Source organism: Mycobacterium sp. 134 (genome assembly GCF_048282715.1).
In the GTDB taxonomy this organism is placed as follows: Bacteria; Actinomycetota; Actinomycetes; order Mycobacteriales; family Mycobacteriaceae; genus Mycobacterium; species Mycobacterium septicum.
Map to the genome: position 1 here is coordinate 5,823,096 of NZ_JBLVUN010000008.1, position 15,984 is coordinate 5,839,079.

Here is a 15,984-nt window from a genome sequence, read left to right on the forward strand (position 1 = left end):
CCTTAAAGCCGAAGTTCGCCGATCAGGGCGTCGACGACTGCGCGAAGGTCGCCGTCGTTCTCCTCTGCCACCCGGCGCTGCCGTTGGTACGAGCCGCCGCCGCGGTAGATGTCGGTCACGGCGGCGAGCTCATCAGCGCACCCCAGCGACTTGGCAACCGGCTCAAGGTGATTCAGCAGTTCATCGAGATCCTCGGTGACCAACCGCTCATTGCTGTCCGCATCCAGGATGATCACGGCGTCCAGGCCATAGCGGGCCGCGCGCCACTTGTTCTCCTGCACATGCCAGGGCGGCATGGTCGGCAGCTGCTCGCCCGCGTCGAGCCTGCGGTCCAGATCGACGATCAGGCAGTGGGTCAGCGCGACCAGCGCGCCGAGCTCGCGCACATTCGACACCCCGTCGAAGATCCGCACCTCAACCGTGCCCAGGTGCGGTGACGGCCTGATGTCCCAACGGATCTCGTTGAGGTGATCGATGATGCCGGTTTTCTTCTGGTCGTGGACGAAGCCCTCGAACTCGGGCCAGGTCTGGAATTGGAACGGCAGGCCGGCGGTGGGCAACTGCTGGAACATCATGGCCCGGTTGCTCGCGTACCCGGTGTCCTCACCGTCCCAGAACGGCGACGACGCCGACAGCGCCAGCAGATGCGGGTACTGGTTGAGCAACGAGGAGATGATCGGCATCACCTTGTGCGCCGAGGAGATCCCGACGTGCACATGCACACCCCAGATCAGCATCTGCCGACCCCACCATTGGGTGCGCTTGATCAGCTCGGCATACCGCGGCGCATCGGTCAGCTGTTGCGCCGACCATTTCGCGAACGGATGGGTGCCCGCGCAGAACAGCTCCATGCCGCGGTCGTGCACGATCTTGCGCACGGGGCCGAGGGTGCTGCGCAGGTCGTCCATCGCCTCACCGGTGTTCTCGCAGATTCCGGTGACGATCTCGATGGTGTTGCGCAGCAACTCCTTGTGCACGTGCGGGGTCTCGCCGACCTCGGCGATCACCTCGGCAGCGCCGTTGCTCAGATCACGAGTGTCGGCGTCGACGAGAGCGAACTCCCATTCGACGCCGACAGTGGGCCGGGGCGACCCGGCGAAATCGATACGGCTGTCAGCCGGCGCCGATAACACCGCACGCCACCCGGCTTCCGGCGTCGCCGGTGGCCATGGTCGCCTGATCGGGACCAGGTGCGCCGCCGACAACCTGCAGGTACTTCTCCGGCGGGATGTTGGCGAAGTTGTCCGCCTTCTCGTGGATGATGATGGCGGTCTTCGTGCCGTTGAGCAGATCCTCGGCAGTGAACGCGTCAGTGGTGGTCACCAGCTTGCCCGAGCCGTCCGCGCGGACCTGCAGGGAGCTCAGGTCTCCGCTGGAGGGGTGCCCCGAGTGACCGGAAACCTGGAAATGGCCGCCGGCCGAGTTGAAGTCGCCGGGCGCGCCGCCGGTCGGGGCCACCGAGTTGGCCTCGCACTTACCGACCGAGTGGATGTGCAGGCCGTGGAACCCGGGGGCCAGCTTGCCCGGAGAGGTGGTCTCGACCGTCACGGTCGCGAAGCCGTCGGCGAACTGGAAGTCGGCCGTTGCCACGGACGTTCCGTCAGCGGTCTTGAGCTCCGCGGTGAGGGTCTCTCCACCGCTGGTGCCCTGCGCGCCACTCCCGCCGTGCTCACCGGGAGCAGCCGACGGAGACGGCGATCCGGTCCAGATCGCCGGAGTGGTACCGGGCGTGTCGGACGGCACCTGACCGGGAGGGCTGCAGGCGCTCAACGCGACAACAGGGGCGGCAAACAGGATGGCAACACTGACGGGCTTCAGCATGGCCCAAAGCCTAGCCGGTGACTACTACGATCACGCCCGGTGGTTGCTCGAGAAGTTCCGGGCGCCGCGGTTCGACGGGCGCCTGGATCGCTTTGCCCACCGATTCGGCGGCTTCCTTCTCGCCCGGCGCCTCACCGAAGAACACCGTGGTGCCGGCGACACCCTCCAGCGTCAGGTTGCCGGTCTCGGTGACATTCCAGTGCGCCTCGCGCAGCCGGTTGGCCGTGGTCTCGGCCGCACCTGGGACATCGGAGATGTTGTACACGCGCACGTCGGCCTTGACCTCTGGTGCGGGTTCGGCCTTTGCCGAGGTCTTCGTGGTGGTCGTCGCGGCGGTCGTGGACGCCGACGACGACTGATCCGAAGAGTCGTCGTCTGAGCCGAGCGCCTGGAAACCGACCAGCAGGAACACGACCCCGAGGAACAACAGCACCATGACCATGGCACGCAGGGGCAACCCGGAGGAGTCTCGCTGATTCATCGCCACCACTGTATCGAGCGAACCGCCCGATCCCTCACCGCGTGACCTTTAGGTAGTGATATCGAAGCCGAGCCGCCGCGCAGCCCGGGCCTTCTGCCGCGTGGCCCGCATCCGCCGCAGCCGCTTGACCAGCATCGGGTCGGCAGCCAGCGCCTCGGGACGGTCCACCAACGCGTTGAGCACCTGGTAGTACCGCGTAGCCGACATCGAGAAGAGCTCTTTGATCGCGTCTTCCTTGCTGCCGGCGTACTTCCACCATTGGCGTTCGAAGGCCAAAATATCGTGCTCGCGCCGGGTGAGCCCATCGCTCAGGTCAGAGTCGTCCCCGGATTGCTCAGTCCGCGCCATGGCGCCGTCCATATTGCTCCCTGGACCCTTCCGACACGTGAGAAATAACATCGCTGTGGTTCGGCGATTATTCAACCACGGCTTGCTGGGTCTGGGTGACACATAAACCCGCGAGTCGGCTCGCGAAGGACTTCCGCCTAAGATTCCCCGGTGGCCGTCGTACCAATTTGCATCGTCGGGGATCCCGTTCTGCACACGCCGACCGAACCGGTGCCTGTTGGCCCGGACGGTTCGCTGCCCGCAGACCTGCCCGAACTCATCCAGAACATGTTCGACACCATGGACGCCGCGAACGGGGTTGGCTTGGCCGCCAACCAGATCGGTGTGGCCAAGCGGTTGTTCGTCTATGACTGCGCTCCGACCCGCGGCCACACGACGCGTCGCCGCGGGGTCGTCATCAACCCGGTGCTGGAGACCTCCGAGGTTCCCGAGACGATGCCGGACCCCGACGATGACGACGAGGGCTGCCTGTCCGTGCCGGGCGAGAATTTCCCGACCGGACGGGCCGACTGGGCGCGGGTCACCGGCCTCGACGCAGACGGTTCACCGGTCACTCTGGAGGGCACGGACTTGTTTGCCCGGATGCTCCAGCACGAGACCGGACATCTCGACGGATTCCTCTACATCGACCGGCTCGTGGGCCGCTATGCGAGGGCAGCCAAGAAGACCGTCAAGCGCAACGGCTGGGGCGTGCCCGGTCTGTCCTGGATGCCCGGCGAGGTTCCCGACCCGTTCGGCCACTGATGCCGGCATTGCCCGCACTCGGGTCCCGGGTCAGCCTGCGTTACCGGCTGCCCGCCGGGTCGGCCAAGCCGCTCACCGACGTCATCGGGCATCTGGAGCGCCTCGACCCGACGGTGCTGATCCGCACCAAGGACGGCGAGCTCGTCGACGTCTCTCCTGCCGACATCGTCAGCGTCCGGGAGTTGTCGCACGCACCGGTGCGGGCCTCCGAAATCCGTGCGCTCGAACACGCGGCGGCGTTGGCGTGGCCCGGCGTCGAGCAGCAATGGCTGGGCGGTTGGCTGCTGCGTGCCGGGCACGGCGTCACCAGCCGGGCCAACTCGGCGATCCCGCTGGGCGTGTCGGCACAGATCGCCGAGCTGTCCGCGGTGTGCGACTGGTACCGCGAACGCGACCTGCCGGCGTGGCTGGCCCTGCCGGAGCGACTGCTGCCCATCCGCACCCCGGGCATCAAGCCGGCCCGGGTGATGGTGCGTGAGCTGCCCGCCGCCGGCGCGCCTCAACCGGCCGGTGTCGCGCTGGCGCAGCAACCGGATGCGCAGTGGCTGGCGATCTACGAGCGCGAGGTACCCGCCGACGTACTGACGGCGGTGGTCGACGGAGTGCTCACCTTCGCAACCGTGCCCGACCGCGCCGTCGGTCGGGGCGCCGTCACGACGGCCGCGGACGGCGCGGCCTGGCTGGGTATCTCGTCGGTCCGCGTCTCCCCTGCCCACCGCAGACGGGGCCACGCCCGGGCGGTGTGCGAGGCGCTGCTGACCTGGGGCGCCGAGGCGGGTGCCGGGCAGGCGTACGTCCAGGTCGAGGTCGACAACCACGCGGCCATCGCGCTGTACACCGCGCTGGGTTTCCGGCTGCACCACCAAACCCGTTATGTCGCGGCCGAGGATGTCCTCGGTTCGCGCTGACCGTAACCTCTAACCCCATGCGCCTGGCCACCTGGAACGTCAATTCGATCCGAACCCGAGTGGACCGCGTGGTCGACTGGCTGGAACGTGCCGACGTCGACGTGCTGGCGATGCAGGAGACCAAGTGCACCGACGCGCAGTTCCCGATGATGCCGTTCGCGGCCCTGGGCTACGAGGTCGCGCACATCGGCCTCAACCAGTGGAACGGTGTGGCCATCGCCTCGCGGGTCGGCCTCGACGACGTCGAGATCGGGTTCGCGGGACAGCCGACCTGGAGCAGCAAGCCTGAGGAAGAGGCCATCGCCGAGGCCCGCGCGCTGGGAGCGACCTGCGGCGGCGTGCGGGTGTGGAGTCTGTACGTGCCCAACGGCCGCACGCTGGCCGATCCGCACTACGCCTACAAGCTGGATTGGCTTGCCGCCCTGCGGGATACGGCCTCCGGCTGGTTGAAGGACGACCCGGAGAAGCCCATCGCACTGGTCGGAGACTGGAACATCGCACCCAAGGACGAGGACGTCTGGGACATGGCCGCGTTCGACGGCAGCACGCATGTGTCCGAGCCCGAGCGGGCAGCGTTCCAGGCCATGCACGACGCCCAATTCACCGATGTGGTGCGACCTTTCACGGAGGGGCCGGGGATCTACACCTACTGGGATTACACCCAGCTGGCATTCCAGAAGCGCCGCGGCATGCGCATCGACTTCATCCTCGGCTCCCCCGGCCTGGCCTCGCGCGTCAGCGGCGCCGAGATCGTGAAGGACGAACGACGCCCCAAGAAGGGCACCACCGCACCCAGCGATCACGCTCCGGTTGTGGTCGAGCTGGGCTGACGCTCAGAGCACCTATCGAGCCGACGCTGTGATGAGGTCGACGGCCTCGGCCACGCTGTCCGTGCAGTGGATGAGGGCGAGGTCGGATTCATCGATCTTGCCGCCCGTCAGCACGGTGTTGCGGATCCAGTCGATCAGACCCGACCAGTAGTCGACGCCCAGCAGGATGATCGGGAACTCGGTGACCTTGTGGGTCTGCACGAGGGTCAGCGCCTCGAACAGTTCGTCGAGGGTGCCGAATCCGCCGGCAGGCACACGAATGCCTGCGCATACTTGACGAACATGGTCTTGCGGACGAAGAAGTACCGGAAGTTGATGCCGAGATCGACCCAGTGGTTGAGGCGCTGCTCGAAGGGCAGCTCGATACCGAGTCCGACGGAGTAGCCGCCGGACTCGCTGGCCCCGCGGTTGACCGCCTCCATCGACCCCGGACCGCCACCGGTGATCACCGCATAGCCCGCCCGCACCAGCGCGATGCCCAGTTCCTCGCCCAGCCGGTACTCCGGCGAATGCGGTTCCGTCCGGGCTGAGCCGAAAACCGTCACAGCCCTTGGCATCTCGGCGAGGGCATCGAAGCCGTCGACGAACTCCCCCTGAATGCGCATCACTCGCCACGGATCGGTGTGCACCCAATCGGTGGGCCCGCGCCGGTCCAGCAGGCGCTGGTCGGCGGTCGAGGTGGCGCAGCGGTCCCGGCGCAGTTGCACCGAACCGCGGATCTGGAGCTGGCTGTCGTCGGTCTCGGTCACGTCGGCTTGACCCCCACGGTGATGACGTCGGAGATCGGCGTCCACACCGGCCGGCGCACCCGGTGTTGTTCGGCCACCTCAAACCCGGCGGCCTCGAACAGCGCGCGCATCTCCTTCTCGGTGGGACTGTGCGCGGGTGCACCCAGGCCGGCCGACAGGGCGTGCAGCGGCAGGAAGGTACGACGGGGGCTCATCGTCGTCACCGCCACCATGCCGCCGGGCGCCAGCGCCCGATGGAACTCCGCGAGTGCGGCGGGCTGATCGAAGAAATGGAATGCCGACGTCGTCACCACCGCGTCCAGGAAGCCGTCCTGGAAGGGCAGTTCCTCGGCAGGCGCCGACTTCCACCGCACGCGGTCCGAACGCTTGCGCGCCTGGGCGAGCATGCCGTCGGACATGTCGAGGCCGTACACCTCATCGGGTTGCAGTTCTCGCTGGATGCGGTCGGCCAGGATGCCGGTACCGCAGGCGATATCGGCGATCGCACGGGCACCGCGCTCCTTCAGCTGGGCGATCACCTCATCCTGGGCGGGCCGGTAGACCCACCGCTGGAGGCAGCCCTGGTCGTAGGCCGGTGCGGCAAAACTCCAGAAGCTCGTGATGGCGTCGTTGAATCCGCGGCGCTGTGTGGTGCTCACCGGCCCGAGTGTAGGTCGACCGGCAGGCTCGACGCCTCACGGCTACGACGGCTCCTCCGCGCAGTAGACCCGCGCCGGCTCGGGGAAGGCCACCGCCCGCGCGCCCGATTCGCACACGGCGGTGTCTGTTGATCCGTCGACCCGCTTGACGATCTTCGTGACAGCGTTCGGGTCCGAGCATTCCACCGGGGTGACGCGCTTGCTCGCTTCGTTGATGTCGAAGCACTCGCCCTCCTCGACATCCAGGATGAAGCAATAGGTGCGGGACTCGCTCATGAGCACGGCATAGTCCGAGTCGTTTCGTTTGCCGTCCGGGCAGGTCGCGGATCTGCCGCCTTTGGACGCCAACTCGTAGACGGCCTCCGCGTCGCTGCAGCTGACCGGGGTGAGGTTCATGTCCGCCGCGGCGTACTCATCGCCGGTGATGCAATCTCCGACCGCCAGGCCACCAGAGCCGCCCGAACTCGAGGATCCGGAACCTGAGCTCGAGCCCGACTCCGACGTGCGTGACGCAATCCGCCCGGCAAACCCCAACAAGCCGAGCACGAGCAAAATCACACCGATCACGATCAGTGCCGTGCCGGACTTCTTGGGTGGCGCGCCGTAGGCCTGCGGGTAACCCGGCGGCGGATAGCCGGGCTGCTGCGGGTAACCCTGCTGTGGATAGCCCGGCTGCGGGTAACCCTGCTGCGGATAGCCCGGCGGGTACCCAGGTTGTGGATAGGCGCCGGCGGATACCCGGGCTGGCTGCTCGGCTTCGACCCAGACGACGAACGCCGAACCAGGCCGAGGATGAGCAGCAGCAGGCCCAACCCCGGGATCAGCAGCGCGCCGAGGAGATAACCCGCGGAATATGCGGCGCTTCCGGCGGCGGCCAAGGTGTCAGCGACCATGCCGCGAGTATTTCACGACGGGCGCCCAAAAATCGTTTGCTGAGCGGCCCTCGCACACTTCGTTGTCGGCCCCGGCCTCTCAGGCCTCGTTGTCGGCCCCGGCCTCTCAGGCCTCGTTGTCGGCCCCGGCCTCTCAGGCCTCGTTGTCGGCCCCGGCCTCTCAGGCCTCGTTGTCGGCCCCGGCCTCTCAGGCCTCGTTGTCGGCCCCGGCCTCCGTGCCATAGCGGCCCGCGCTGAACATCGACGCCACCGCACCGATCACCATCATCACGGCCGCGGCGGTGAACACCACCGTCAGGCCGGAATGGAACGGCTCGGTGATCAACTGCGGGAAGAACGTCTGCCCGGTGATCACGTCCGCATTCACGCCCGGCTGGTGCAGCGCGTCGTACGGCGCGAGCAGTTCGGCCATCGGGTTGTAGCCGAGGAAGGCCGCGAACAGGCTGCCGACCGGCGGCAGGTTCGCCACGTCGTGGGCCACCGAGGCCGAGACACCTTGCTGCGTCAGGCCGGTGGTCAACGCCGTCGGCAGTGTGTTGGCCAGCCCGACGATCATCAGCGAGAAGAAGATGCCGATCGACAGCGAGTTGCCTGCGTTGAAGAAGGTGGACCGCACGCCGGAGGCCGCACCACGCTGATCGGCAGGCACGCTCGACATGATGGCCGCGGTGTTGGGGGCGGTGAAGATGCCGCCGCCCAGGCCGTTGAGGAACACCAGGATCGCGAACACCCAGTAGTCGAAGTTGACCGGGATGAGCAGGAGCGCCACGAAGGTGGCCGCCATCAGCAGCATGCCGCCGACGGTCAGCGGCCGCGCGCCGATGCGGTCGGAGAGCGATCCGGCGATGGGTGCGGCGACCAGGAATCCGACGGTGACCGGCAACAGGTAGATGCCCGCCCACAGCGGGGTGGATTCGAAGCTGTAGCCGTGCAGCGGCAGCCAGATGCCCTGCAACCAGATGATGAGCATGAACTGCAGCCCGCCGCGGCCCACCGAGGACATGAGCCCGGCCAGGTTGCCCATCCCGAACGCGGCCGATTTGAACAACCGGACGTCGACCATGGGCGACGACACCTTCAGCTCGACGATGCAGAACGCCACCAGCAGCAGCAGTCCGACAGCGATGGAGCCCAGTACCCACGGGCTGGTCCAGCCGGTGGTGGACTCACCGTAGGGCTGGATGCCGTAGGTGATGCCGATCAGCAGCACCGTCAGGCCCAGCCCGAAGGTCAGCGTGCCGGCCCAGTCGAGCCGTCCGGCGGTGCGGACACCGAGTTCCTTCAGGGAGCGGTAGCTCCAGATGGTGCCGATGATGCCGATCGGGACACCCACCCAGAAGATGGCCTTCCAATGCCATTCAGACAGGAAGCCGCCGATCAGCAACCCGAGGAACGACCCGGCAACGGCGGCGACCATGTTGGTGCCCAGTGCCATGCCGCGCTGATTGGCGGGAAAGGCGTCGGTGAGGATGGCCGATGACGATGCCATCAGCATCGCGCCGCCGATGCCCTGGATGACGCGCCAGCCGATCAACCAGACGGCGCCGCCACCGAGTTGGAACGGGTCGAAGGACAGGGCGATCGCGGCCAGGGTGAACACCACGAAGCCGAGGTTGTAGATACGGACCCGGCCATACATGTCGCCGAGACGTCCGAACGGCACGACGAGCACCGCCGTCACCACGAGGTACCCCATCAGCATCCACAGCAGATAGCTGACGTTGCCGGGGGCGAGCGGGTTCAGCCCGATGCCGCGGAATATCGCCGGCAGCGAGATCAACACGATCGAGGCATTGATGGACGCCAGCAGGATGCCCAACGTGGTGTTGGACAGCACCACCCACTTGTAGAGCGGGTGGTCGTGATCCATCCGTCTGCGCCGGTCGGCGGTCTCGGCCTGGGCCGCGTCGACGTCGCCGGCGGCGTTCCTGATCTCAGTCGTCATTCCGTCTTCGCTCTAGTCATGTGCAAAACACATATATTAGCTATACAAATCATGTGTGGGCAATCGGAGCGGGCTACCAATCTCGCCGTCGCCGATTTCCCCTGGTGTCGGAAACGGCGGCCTCCGGGGTTCCCCACCCCAGACGTCTGCGCTAGGTTGGGGCCTGCAAACCACACACGCGGGAGTGCGCACGAGCGCGCTGAGAGGACGGGTACGCCCGTCGACCGTACGAACCTGACCGGGTAATGCCGGCGTAGGGAGATTTTCATGACCGACCTTTTTGTCGACCCTTCTGTGACCACCGGTCCGATCACCGGAAGTACCAAGGTCTACCGCGAGATCGACGGGATGCGGGTGCCGTTCCGGCGGGTCGATCTCACCAACGGTGAACACCTTGACCTGTACGACACTTCGGGCCCGTACACCGACGACGATGCGGTGATCGACCTGAACACCGGCCTTCCGCCACGCCCCAACGTGATCCGCGACCGTGGCACCCAGCTGCAGCGGGCCCGCGCCGGGGAGATCACCGCCGAAATGGCGTATATCGCTGAGCGCGAAGGTGTTTCACCTGAACTCGTGCGCGACGAGGTGGCCCGGGGCCGCGCGGTGATCCCGGCCAACCACAACCACCCCGAGGCCGAGCCGATGATCATCGGCAAGGCGTTCGGCGTGAAAGTCAATGCCAACATCGGCAATTCGGCCGTCACCTCCTCGATCGGCGAGGAGGTGGACAAGATGGTGTGGGCCACCCGGTGGGGCGCTGACACCATCATGGACCTGTCCACCGGCCGCAACATCCACGAGACACGTGAGTGGATCCTGCGCAACTCCCCGGTTCCGGTCGGCACCGTGCCGATCTACCAGGCGCTGGAGAAGGTCAACGGCGACCCCACCAAGTTGACGTGGGAGATGTACCGCGACACCGTGATCGAGCAGTGCGAGCAGGGTGTCGACTACATGACCGTGCACGCCGGGGTGCTGCTGCGTTACATCCCGCTGACGGTCAAGCGGGTCACCGGCATCGTGTCCCGCGGTGGGTCGATCATGGCGGCCTGGTGCCTGGCACACCACACCGAATCCTTCCTGTACACCCACTTCGAGGAACTCTGCGAGATCCTGGCCCGCTACGACGTGACGTTCTCGCTCGGCGACGGGCTGCGGCCCGGGTCGATCGCCGACGCCAACGACGAGGCCCAGTTCGCCGAGCTGAACACCCTGGGCGAGCTGACCAAGATCGCGAAATCCCATGGCGTGCAGGTGATGATCGAAGGTCCGGGCCATGTCCCGATGCACAAGATCGTCGAGAACGTGCGCCTGGAGGAAGAGCTCTGCGAGGAAGCGCCGTTTTACACGCTCGGCCCGCTCGCCACCGACATCGCCCCGGCCTACGACCACATCACCTCAGCGATCGGCGCGGCCATCATCGCCCAGGCCGGCACCGCGATGCTGTGCTACGTCACACCCAAGGAACACCTGGGCCTGCCTGACCGCAAGGACGTCAAGGACGGGGTGATCGCCTACAAGATCGCCGCGCACGCCGCCGACCTCGCCAAGGGGCATCCGCGCGCGCAACAGCGTGACGACGCGCTCTCGAAAGCGCGGTTCGAGTTCCGCTGGCACGATCAGTTCGCGCTGTCGCTGGATCCCGATACCGCCCGCGAGTTCCACGACGAGACGTTGCCCGCCGAACCGGCCAAGACCGCGCACTTCTGCTCGATGTGCGGCCCCAAGTTCTGCTCGATGCGCATCACGCAGGACATCAGGGACGCCTATCCCGACGGCGTGCCCGACGACATCACGGCGGGCATGGCCGCCAAGTCCCAGGAGTTCGCCGACCACGGCAACCGCGTCTATCTACCCTTGACGACGTGAACTACTTGCCGTTGACGCCCGCGGGTGCCACCCCGCTGCGGGTGATGACCATCGCCGGGTCCGACTCCGGCGGTGGTGCCGGGATCCAGGCCGACATGCGGACGTTCGCGATGCTCGGCCTGCACGGCTGCGTCGCGGTCACCGCGGTGACTGTGCAGAACTCGGTCGGCGTCAAGGGTTTCCACGAGATCCCGCTCGATGTCGTCTCGGGTCAGATCTCGGCGGTGACCTCCGATATCGGCATCCAGGCCGCCAAGACCGGGATGCTGGCCTCCTCGGAGATCATCACCACGATCGCCGAGACCTGGCGGGCCGAGGGGCTGGCGGGGACCGTGCCGTTGGTCGTCGACCCGGTGTGCGCATCGATGCACGGTGATCCTCTGCTGCATCACAGCGCACTGGACGCGCTGCGCACGGAGCTGTTCCCGCTGGCCACGCTGGTCACCCCGAACCTCGACGAGGTGCGATTGCTCGTGGGTGTCGAGGTCGTCGACCAGGCCTCGCAGCGGGACGCGGCGCGCGCCCTGCATGCCCTCGGCCCACAGTGGGCGCTGGTCAAGGGTGGGCACCTGCGCTCGTCATCGGCAAGCCCGGACCTCCTGTTCGACGGCACCGATTCCCACGAGTTCCAGGCGCCGCGAGTCGACACCGGTAACGACCACGGTGCCGGCGATACCCTCGCCGCCGCGACGGCTTGTGCTCTGGCACATGGCTATTCCGTTCCCCAGGCGGTGGAGTTCGGCAAGGCCTGGGTGACCGAATGTATCCGCGCGGCCTATCCGCTGGGTCATGGCCACGGCCCGGTGAACGCGCTGTTCCGGTTGCAGTCATGACCCTCGAGGACATCGCGGGCGTCGCGCATGAGCCGGACGGGCCCACACAGGGCGTCGTCGTCCTCACCCACGGGGCCGGCGGTAATCGCGACTCGGCGATGCTGGTCAAGCTCTGCGACGAGTGGGCCTCCCGTGGCTGGCTGGCCATCCGCTACAACCTGCCGTACCGCCGCCGCAGGCCGAAGGGTCCGCCGTCGGGATCGGCGGCCGGTGACCAGGAAGGGATCGCCGAGGCGATCGCGCTGGCCCGCACCCTGGCCGATGGCCCCGTGATCGCGGGAGGGCACTCCTACGGCGGACGGATGACCTCGATGGTGGCCGCCGACGAAGACAGCGGGGCAGGCCCGGACGTGCTGGCGCTGTTCTCCTACCCGCTGCATCCGCCGGGCAAGCCGGAACGCGCCCGCACCGAGCATCTGTCCCGCATCACGGTCCCCACGGTGTTCACCCACGGCACCTCCGACCCGTTCGGCACGATCGAGGAGCTCACGGCGGCCGCGGCTTTGGTGAGCGGACCGACCGAGCTCGTCGTCATCGACGGTGCCCGCCATGACCTCGGATCCAAGCGTCTGGACGTGCCCGCCCTCGCGGTGGATGCGGCGTTACGGGCAGTCGATATCGTCGAACCATGACCTACCCGCCCGGTCCCCACGGCCCGCAGGGCCACAACTACCCGCCTCCGCCTCCGCAGCCGTATTCCACCGGTCCTGACCAGTTCTCGGCGCCACCGAAGAAATCCTCGGCGCTCAAGTGGGCGCTGCTGGGTGTCGTGGTGTTGGCGGCGATCGTGGTCGCCGCGGGTGCGGTGTTCTACTTCGCGCGGGACCGAGGCGCCACCGAGGCGAGCCAGGTCCGGTCGGGCGATTGTCTTACCGAGATCCCCGACAGCAGCCGCGTGCTGTACGTCAAGACGGTGAGTTGCGATCAGCCGCACAAGGGTGAGGTGTTCGCAGTGCTGCCACTGCCCGACGGGGCCTTCCCCGGCGACGCCGCAGTGGTCAAGTACGCCGACAAATGCGCGCCGGCACTCAATGAGTACGCCCCGAACGCCAGCTCGGAATCCGGCATCCAACTCTTCGTCTTGTACCCGACCGCGGATTCCTGGCAACGTGGGGACCGCACCGTGACATGCATCGCTACCAGTAAGAATCCCCGCACCGGCAAAATAGAGTAACGCGCTACTCTAGGCCGCCCAGGCAGCGCGGTCAGACACTCGACGCATGGTCGAGATCGATACGCGGACCGCCGCAGCCACCCTGCCGCTCGCACCGCGCAATCCCCTGTCCTACCGACAAACGATCAAGTCGATGCGGTCCTTCATCGAGGGGCATCAGCGGCTCCGCGATGCCGGAGGCCCCGTCAGCCGGATGGTGCTGGGCCCCCGATGGCTGATCCCTCCGGTGCTGTTGGTCACCTCCCCGCAGGGAGCCCGGGATGTCCTGGGTCGCCGCGATGCGGTCGCTGATCGCGGCACCGCCATCAACATGGTGGAACTGCGCCGGCTGATGGGCGGCAACCTGCTGAATCTGCCGCACGAGCGCTGGCTGCCGCGCCGGCGCACACTGCAGCCGATGTTCACCAAGCGGAACGTCCCGCAGTACGCGGGGCACATGGCCGCCGCGGCGCACACGATCGCGGATGGCTGGCGCGACGGTACGACCGTCGATCTGGATGTCGCGTGCCGGGCACTCACGCTGCGGGCGTTGGGCCGGTCGGTGTTCGGCGTCGATCTCGACGAGCGGGCCGATGAGGTCGGCCCCGCGCTGCGTACCGCGTTGTCCTGGATTTCCGATCGGTCGGTACGGCCGGTCAACTTCCCGCAGTGGGTGCCCACCGGCGGCCAGCGGCGGGCCAAAGCGGCCAACGCCCGCCTCCATCGGCTGGGCGCCGAGATCCTCGCCGCAGTGCGGACCGATCCCGATCGGGACGCGCCGCTGGTGCGCGCACTCATCGAGGCCCGCGACCCGGATACGGGCCGGCAGCTGACCGATGACGAAATCTGCGATGAACTGGTGCTTTTCATGCTCGCCGGACATGACACCACCTCGACGACGCTGTGTTACTCACTGTGGGCGCTGGGCCGCAACTTAGATCTGCAGTCCCGCGTGTACGACGAAGTCGCGGCGCTGGGCGACCGCACGCTGACCCCCGAGGACGTGCCGCACCTCGAGCACACCGTGCGGGTGCTGCACGAGGCGTTGCGACTGTGCCCGCCCGGTGCAGGCACGCCTCGGATGCTCAACGAGGAGGTGACGGTCGACGGCTACCGCGCCGAGGCCGGCACGATGGCGATGGTCAACTTCTATGTCATGCATCGCGACCCGGCGCTATGGGACGATCCGCTGACCTTCGATCCGGACCGATTTACCCCCGAGCGGTCTGCCGGTCGAAACCGTTGGCAGTACCTGCCTTTCGGCGGTGGCCCGCGGTCCTGCGTCGGCGATCATTTCGCGATGCTGGAGGCCACTTTGGCGCTGGCGACCATCGTGCGCGAGATCTCCGTGACCTCCCTGCGCGACGACTTCCCGGTGGAGACCCCCTTCACCGTCATCGCCGCGGAGCCGATCCCGGCCCGCATCACCAGAAGGAGTACGCCATGAAATTCATCGTGCACTGGACCCAGTCGCAGGCGAACTACCGGGACGGGATCGAGAAGTTCAAGAAGACGGGCGGCCAGGTTCCGGAAGGATCGACGATGCTCGGCCGCTGGTGGGGGATGAACGGCCAGGGCTTCGCCATCGTGGAGACCGACGACGCCAAGATCATGTTCGAGTCGGTGGCGGAATGGGGCGAGTTCCTCACCTTCGACATCACGCCGTGCGTGGAGGACACCGAGGCCGGCGAGGTGATCGCCAAGCTGTTCTGACCTCCTGGCAAGTGCTGCCTGCCTTTCCGCCGGTGAGCAGACCGGCGCGCAGTTATGCTCGCGGTGCCGCCTGCTGAGCGGTAGTGCGGCGGGAAGGCAGGTAGCTGGCCCATGAGCACACTGTCCGAGAACGCCTGGCCCGCACTGCGGGTATCGGATTGGGGACCTACGCGCGACACCCTTCACATGTGGACGCAGATCGTCGGGAAGATCCGCCTGACGTACTCGCCTCTGCTCAACCACTGGTGGGAGGTCACGCTGTATGTGAGTCCGCGCGGTCTGACCACGTCATCGATTCCGTATCGAAACCGGCTGTTCGACATGGAGTTCGACTTCATCGACCACGTGCTCGCGATCCGCACCAGCGATGGCGGATCGGGCAGCGTCGCGCTGGCGCCCAAGTCGGTCGCCCAGTTCTACGCCGAAACCCTTTCCGCACTAGATCGACTGGGCATCGAGGCGCAAATCCACGCCCGGCCCAACGAGGTTGATCCCGCAATACCTTTTGCCGAAGATCACCAACACGCGTCGTACGACCCGCAGGCCGCCAACCTGTTCTGGCGGCAGCTGGTGCAGGCGCACCGGGTGATCAGCGACTTCCGGGCATATTTCATCGGCAAGGCGAGTCCCGTGCACTTCTTCTGGGGTTCATTCGACCTGGCTTGCACAAGGTTCTCCGGCCGGCCCGCACCCGAGCACCCCGGCGGCGCACCCAACTGCCCCAACAGCGTGATGGTGGAAGGGTATTCGCACGAGTTGAGCAGTTGCGGCTTCTGGCCGGGCGGCGGCGAGGAGGGCGCGTTCTACGCGTACGCCTATCCCGAGCCGGAGGGATTCGCCGACTACCGCATCGGCCCGGCTGCGGCTTTCTACAGCCCGGACTTCAAACAGTTCCTGCTGCCCTATGAGGCGGTGCGGACATCCGCCGATCCCGACCGTGCGCTGATGGAATTCCTGCAGTCCACCTACGCCGCCGCGGCCGACCTGGCCGACTGGGACCGCGCGAGCCTCGAGTGCGATCCACGCCGTTGGCGGCACCCGCCCCGGTGAGCG

At 67.1% G+C, this 15,984-nt stretch carries 17 protein-coding genes, 1 pseudogene and 1 riboswitch; of the genes and pseudogenes, 10 read left to right on the forward strand and 8 right to left on the reverse strand.

The features are described 5' to 3' along the window. Positions 1 to 2 precede the first annotated feature (2 nt). From ACNQVK_RS32770 to ACNQVK_RS32785, 4 genes are read right to left on the reverse strand one after another with little or no spacing between them, the layout of a single operon-like run. A complete protein-coding gene (locus tag ACNQVK_RS32770) occupies positions 3 to 1,133 on the reverse strand; it encodes a glutamate--cysteine ligase (RefSeq protein WP_418032835.1) in 1,131 nt (376 codons plus the stop codon). Further along, positions 1,114 to 1,821, reverse strand: coding sequence for a superoxide dismutase[Cu-Zn] (gene sodC, locus ACNQVK_RS32775; protein WP_418032836.1), 708 nt, complete (start codon positions 1,819 to 1,821; stop codon positions 1,114 to 1,116). Before sodC ends, ACNQVK_RS32770 begins: the two co-directional genes overlap by 20 nt. A gap of 10 nt (positions 1,822 to 1,831) precedes the next feature. Further along, positions 1,832 to 2,302 (reverse strand): LytR C-terminal domain-containing protein, encoded by a 471-nt coding sequence (locus ACNQVK_RS32780; protein WP_418032837.1) that lies wholly within the window; start codon positions 2,300 to 2,302, stop codon positions 1,832 to 1,834. A gap of 48 nt (positions 2,303 to 2,350) precedes the next feature. Further along, entirely contained in the window at positions 2,351 to 2,662 is a 312-nt protein-coding gene (locus ACNQVK_RS32785; RefSeq protein ID WP_044515534.1) for a DUF3263 domain-containing protein, read from the reverse strand. Positions 2,663 to 2,800: 138 nt separating this feature from the next. On the opposite strand from ACNQVK_RS32785, the gene ACNQVK_RS32790 reads away from it, so the two are divergent. Genes ACNQVK_RS32790 through ACNQVK_RS32800 form a run of 3 tightly spaced genes read left to right on the forward strand, consistent with a single transcriptional unit; the run spans position 2,801 to position 5,132 of the window. Continuing rightward, positions 2,801 to 3,394, forward strand: a complete 594-nt coding sequence (locus ACNQVK_RS32790; protein WP_044515530.1) for a peptide deformylase — start codon at positions 2,801 to 2,803, stop codon at positions 3,392 to 3,394. Further along, positions 3,394 to 4,302, forward strand: a complete 909-nt coding sequence (locus ACNQVK_RS32795) for a GNAT family N-acetyltransferase (RefSeq protein ID WP_418032838.1) — start codon at positions 3,394 to 3,396, stop codon at positions 4,300 to 4,302. Before ACNQVK_RS32790 ends, ACNQVK_RS32795 begins: the two co-directional genes overlap by 1 nt. Before the next feature lie 17 nt (positions 4,303 to 4,319). Continuing rightward, positions 4,320 to 5,132, forward strand: coding sequence for an exodeoxyribonuclease III (locus ACNQVK_RS32800; RefSeq protein ID WP_418032839.1), 813 nt, complete (start codon positions 4,320 to 4,322; stop codon positions 5,130 to 5,132). A 12-nt stretch (positions 5,133 to 5,144) separates the two neighbouring features. On the opposite strand, the pseudogene ACNQVK_RS32805 reads toward ACNQVK_RS32800, so the two are convergent. From ACNQVK_RS32805 to ACNQVK_RS32820, 4 genes and pseudogenes are all read right to left on the reverse strand, one after another. Further along, positions 5,145 to 5,881 (reverse strand): annotated as a pseudogene (locus tag ACNQVK_RS32805) (TIGR00730 family Rossman fold protein). Further along, complete coding sequence (locus ACNQVK_RS32810) at positions 5,878 to 6,519, reverse strand: class I SAM-dependent methyltransferase (protein ID WP_418032840.1); 642 nt, start codon at positions 6,517 to 6,519, stop codon at positions 5,878 to 5,880. The pseudogene ACNQVK_RS32805 and the gene ACNQVK_RS32810 overlap by 4 nt, the downstream one beginning before the upstream one ends. Positions 6,520 to 6,561: 42 nt before the next feature. Continuing rightward, the gene (locus ACNQVK_RS32815; protein ID WP_418032841.1) at positions 6,562 to 7,077 is read right to left on the reverse strand and encodes an LppU/SCO3897 family protein; all 516 of its coding nucleotides are present in this window, start codon (positions 7,075 to 7,077) and stop codon (positions 6,562 to 6,564) included. Positions 7,078 to 7,599: 522 nt separating this feature from the next. Continuing rightward, positions 7,600 to 9,357 (reverse strand): MFS transporter, encoded by a 1,758-nt coding sequence (locus ACNQVK_RS32820; protein WP_418032842.1) that lies wholly within the window; start codon positions 9,355 to 9,357, stop codon positions 7,600 to 7,602. A gap of 168 nt (positions 9,358 to 9,525) precedes the next feature. Next, a riboswitch (TPP riboswitch) is annotated at positions 9,526 to 9,634 on the forward strand. Here ACNQVK_RS32820 and thiC point away from each other — a divergent pair. The 7 genes from thiC (at position 9,625) to ACNQVK_RS32855 (ending at position 15,981) form a co-directional block, all read left to right on the forward strand. After that, positions 9,625 to 11,232 carry a phosphomethylpyrimidine synthase ThiC gene (gene thiC / locus ACNQVK_RS32825; RefSeq protein WP_418032843.1) on the forward strand — a complete coding sequence of 536 codons (1,608 nt, stop codon included), beginning with the start codon at positions 9,625 to 9,627 and terminating at the stop codon, positions 11,230 to 11,232. Its footprint overlaps the riboswitch before it by 10 nt. Continuing rightward, positions 11,229 to 12,065, forward strand: coding sequence for a bifunctional hydroxymethylpyrimidine kinase/phosphomethylpyrimidine kinase (thiD, locus tag ACNQVK_RS32830; protein WP_418032844.1), 837 nt, complete (start codon positions 11,229 to 11,231; stop codon positions 12,063 to 12,065). The genes thiC and thiD overlap by 4 nt, the downstream gene beginning before the upstream one ends. After that, complete coding sequence (locus ACNQVK_RS32835; protein WP_418032845.1) at positions 12,062 to 12,697, forward strand: alpha/beta family hydrolase; 636 nt, start codon at positions 12,062 to 12,064, stop codon at positions 12,695 to 12,697. The genes thiD and ACNQVK_RS32835 overlap by 4 nt, the downstream gene beginning before the upstream one ends. After that, the gene (locus ACNQVK_RS32840) at positions 12,694 to 13,239 is read left to right on the forward strand and encodes a septum formation family protein (protein WP_418032846.1); all 546 of its coding nucleotides are present in this window, start codon (positions 12,694 to 12,696) and stop codon (positions 13,237 to 13,239) included. The genes ACNQVK_RS32835 and ACNQVK_RS32840 overlap by 4 nt, the downstream gene beginning before the upstream one ends. A 46-nt stretch (positions 13,240 to 13,285) precedes the next feature. Continuing rightward, positions 13,286 to 14,665: a cytochrome P450 gene (locus tag ACNQVK_RS32845; RefSeq protein ID WP_418032847.1), complete on the forward strand. Its 1,380-nt coding sequence runs from the start codon at positions 13,286 to 13,288 to the stop codon at positions 14,663 to 14,665. Beyond that, the gene (locus tag ACNQVK_RS32850) at positions 14,662 to 14,931 is read left to right on the forward strand and encodes a DUF3303 domain-containing protein (RefSeq protein WP_418032848.1); all 270 of its coding nucleotides are present in this window, start codon (positions 14,662 to 14,664) and stop codon (positions 14,929 to 14,931) included. The genes ACNQVK_RS32845 and ACNQVK_RS32850 overlap by 4 nt, the downstream gene beginning before the upstream one ends. Positions 14,932 to 15,042: 111 nt before the next feature. After that, positions 15,043 to 15,981 carry a DUF5996 family protein gene (locus tag ACNQVK_RS32855; RefSeq protein ID WP_418032849.1) on the forward strand — a complete coding sequence of 313 codons (939 nt, stop codon included), beginning with the start codon at positions 15,043 to 15,045 and terminating at the stop codon, positions 15,979 to 15,981. The last annotated feature ends 3 nt before the right edge of the window (positions 15,982 to 15,984 follow it).

Bases quoted from the DNA above. Each gene is read 5' to 3' on its own strand.
- ACNQVK_RS32850 (WP_418032848.1), top strand. From the start codon at position 14,662: ATGAAATTCATCGTGCACTGGACCCAGTCGCAGGCGAACTACCGGGAC.
- thiC (WP_418032843.1), top strand. From the start codon at position 9,625: ATGACCGACCTTTTTGTCGACCCTTCTGTGACCACCGGTCCGATCACC.
- ACNQVK_RS32800 (WP_418032839.1), top strand. From the start codon at position 4,320: ATGCGCCTGGCCACCTGGAACGTCAATTCGATCCGAACCCGAGTGGAC.
- ACNQVK_RS32845 (WP_418032847.1), top strand. From the start codon at position 13,286: ATGGTCGAGATCGATACGCGGACCGCCGCAGCCACCCTGCCGCTCGCA.
- ACNQVK_RS32840 (WP_418032846.1), top strand. From the start codon at position 12,694: ATGACCTACCCGCCCGGTCCCCACGGCCCGCAGGGCCACAACTACCCG.
- sodC (WP_418032836.1), bottom strand. From the start codon at position 1,821: ATGCTGAAGCCCGTCAGTGTTGCCATCCTGTTTGCCGCCCCTGTTGTC.
- ACNQVK_RS32855 (WP_418032849.1), top strand. From the start codon at position 15,043: ATGAGCACACTGTCCGAGAACGCCTGGCCCGCACTGCGGGTATCGGAT.
- ACNQVK_RS32785 (WP_044515534.1), bottom strand. From the start codon at position 2,662: ATGGACGGCGCCATGGCGCGGACTGAGCAATCCGGGGACGACTCTGAC.
- ACNQVK_RS32835 (WP_418032845.1), top strand. From the start codon at position 12,062: ATGACCCTCGAGGACATCGCGGGCGTCGCGCATGAGCCGGACGGGCCC.
- ACNQVK_RS32820 (WP_418032842.1), bottom strand. From the start codon at position 9,357: ATGACGACTGAGATCAGGAACGCCGCCGGCGACGTCGACGCGGCCCAG.
- ACNQVK_RS32780 (WP_418032837.1), bottom strand. From the start codon at position 2,302: ATGAATCAGCGAGACTCCTCCGGGTTGCCCCTGCGTGCCATGGTCATG.
- ACNQVK_RS32795 (WP_418032838.1), top strand. From the start codon at position 3,394: ATGCCGGCATTGCCCGCACTCGGGTCCCGGGTCAGCCTGCGTTACCGG.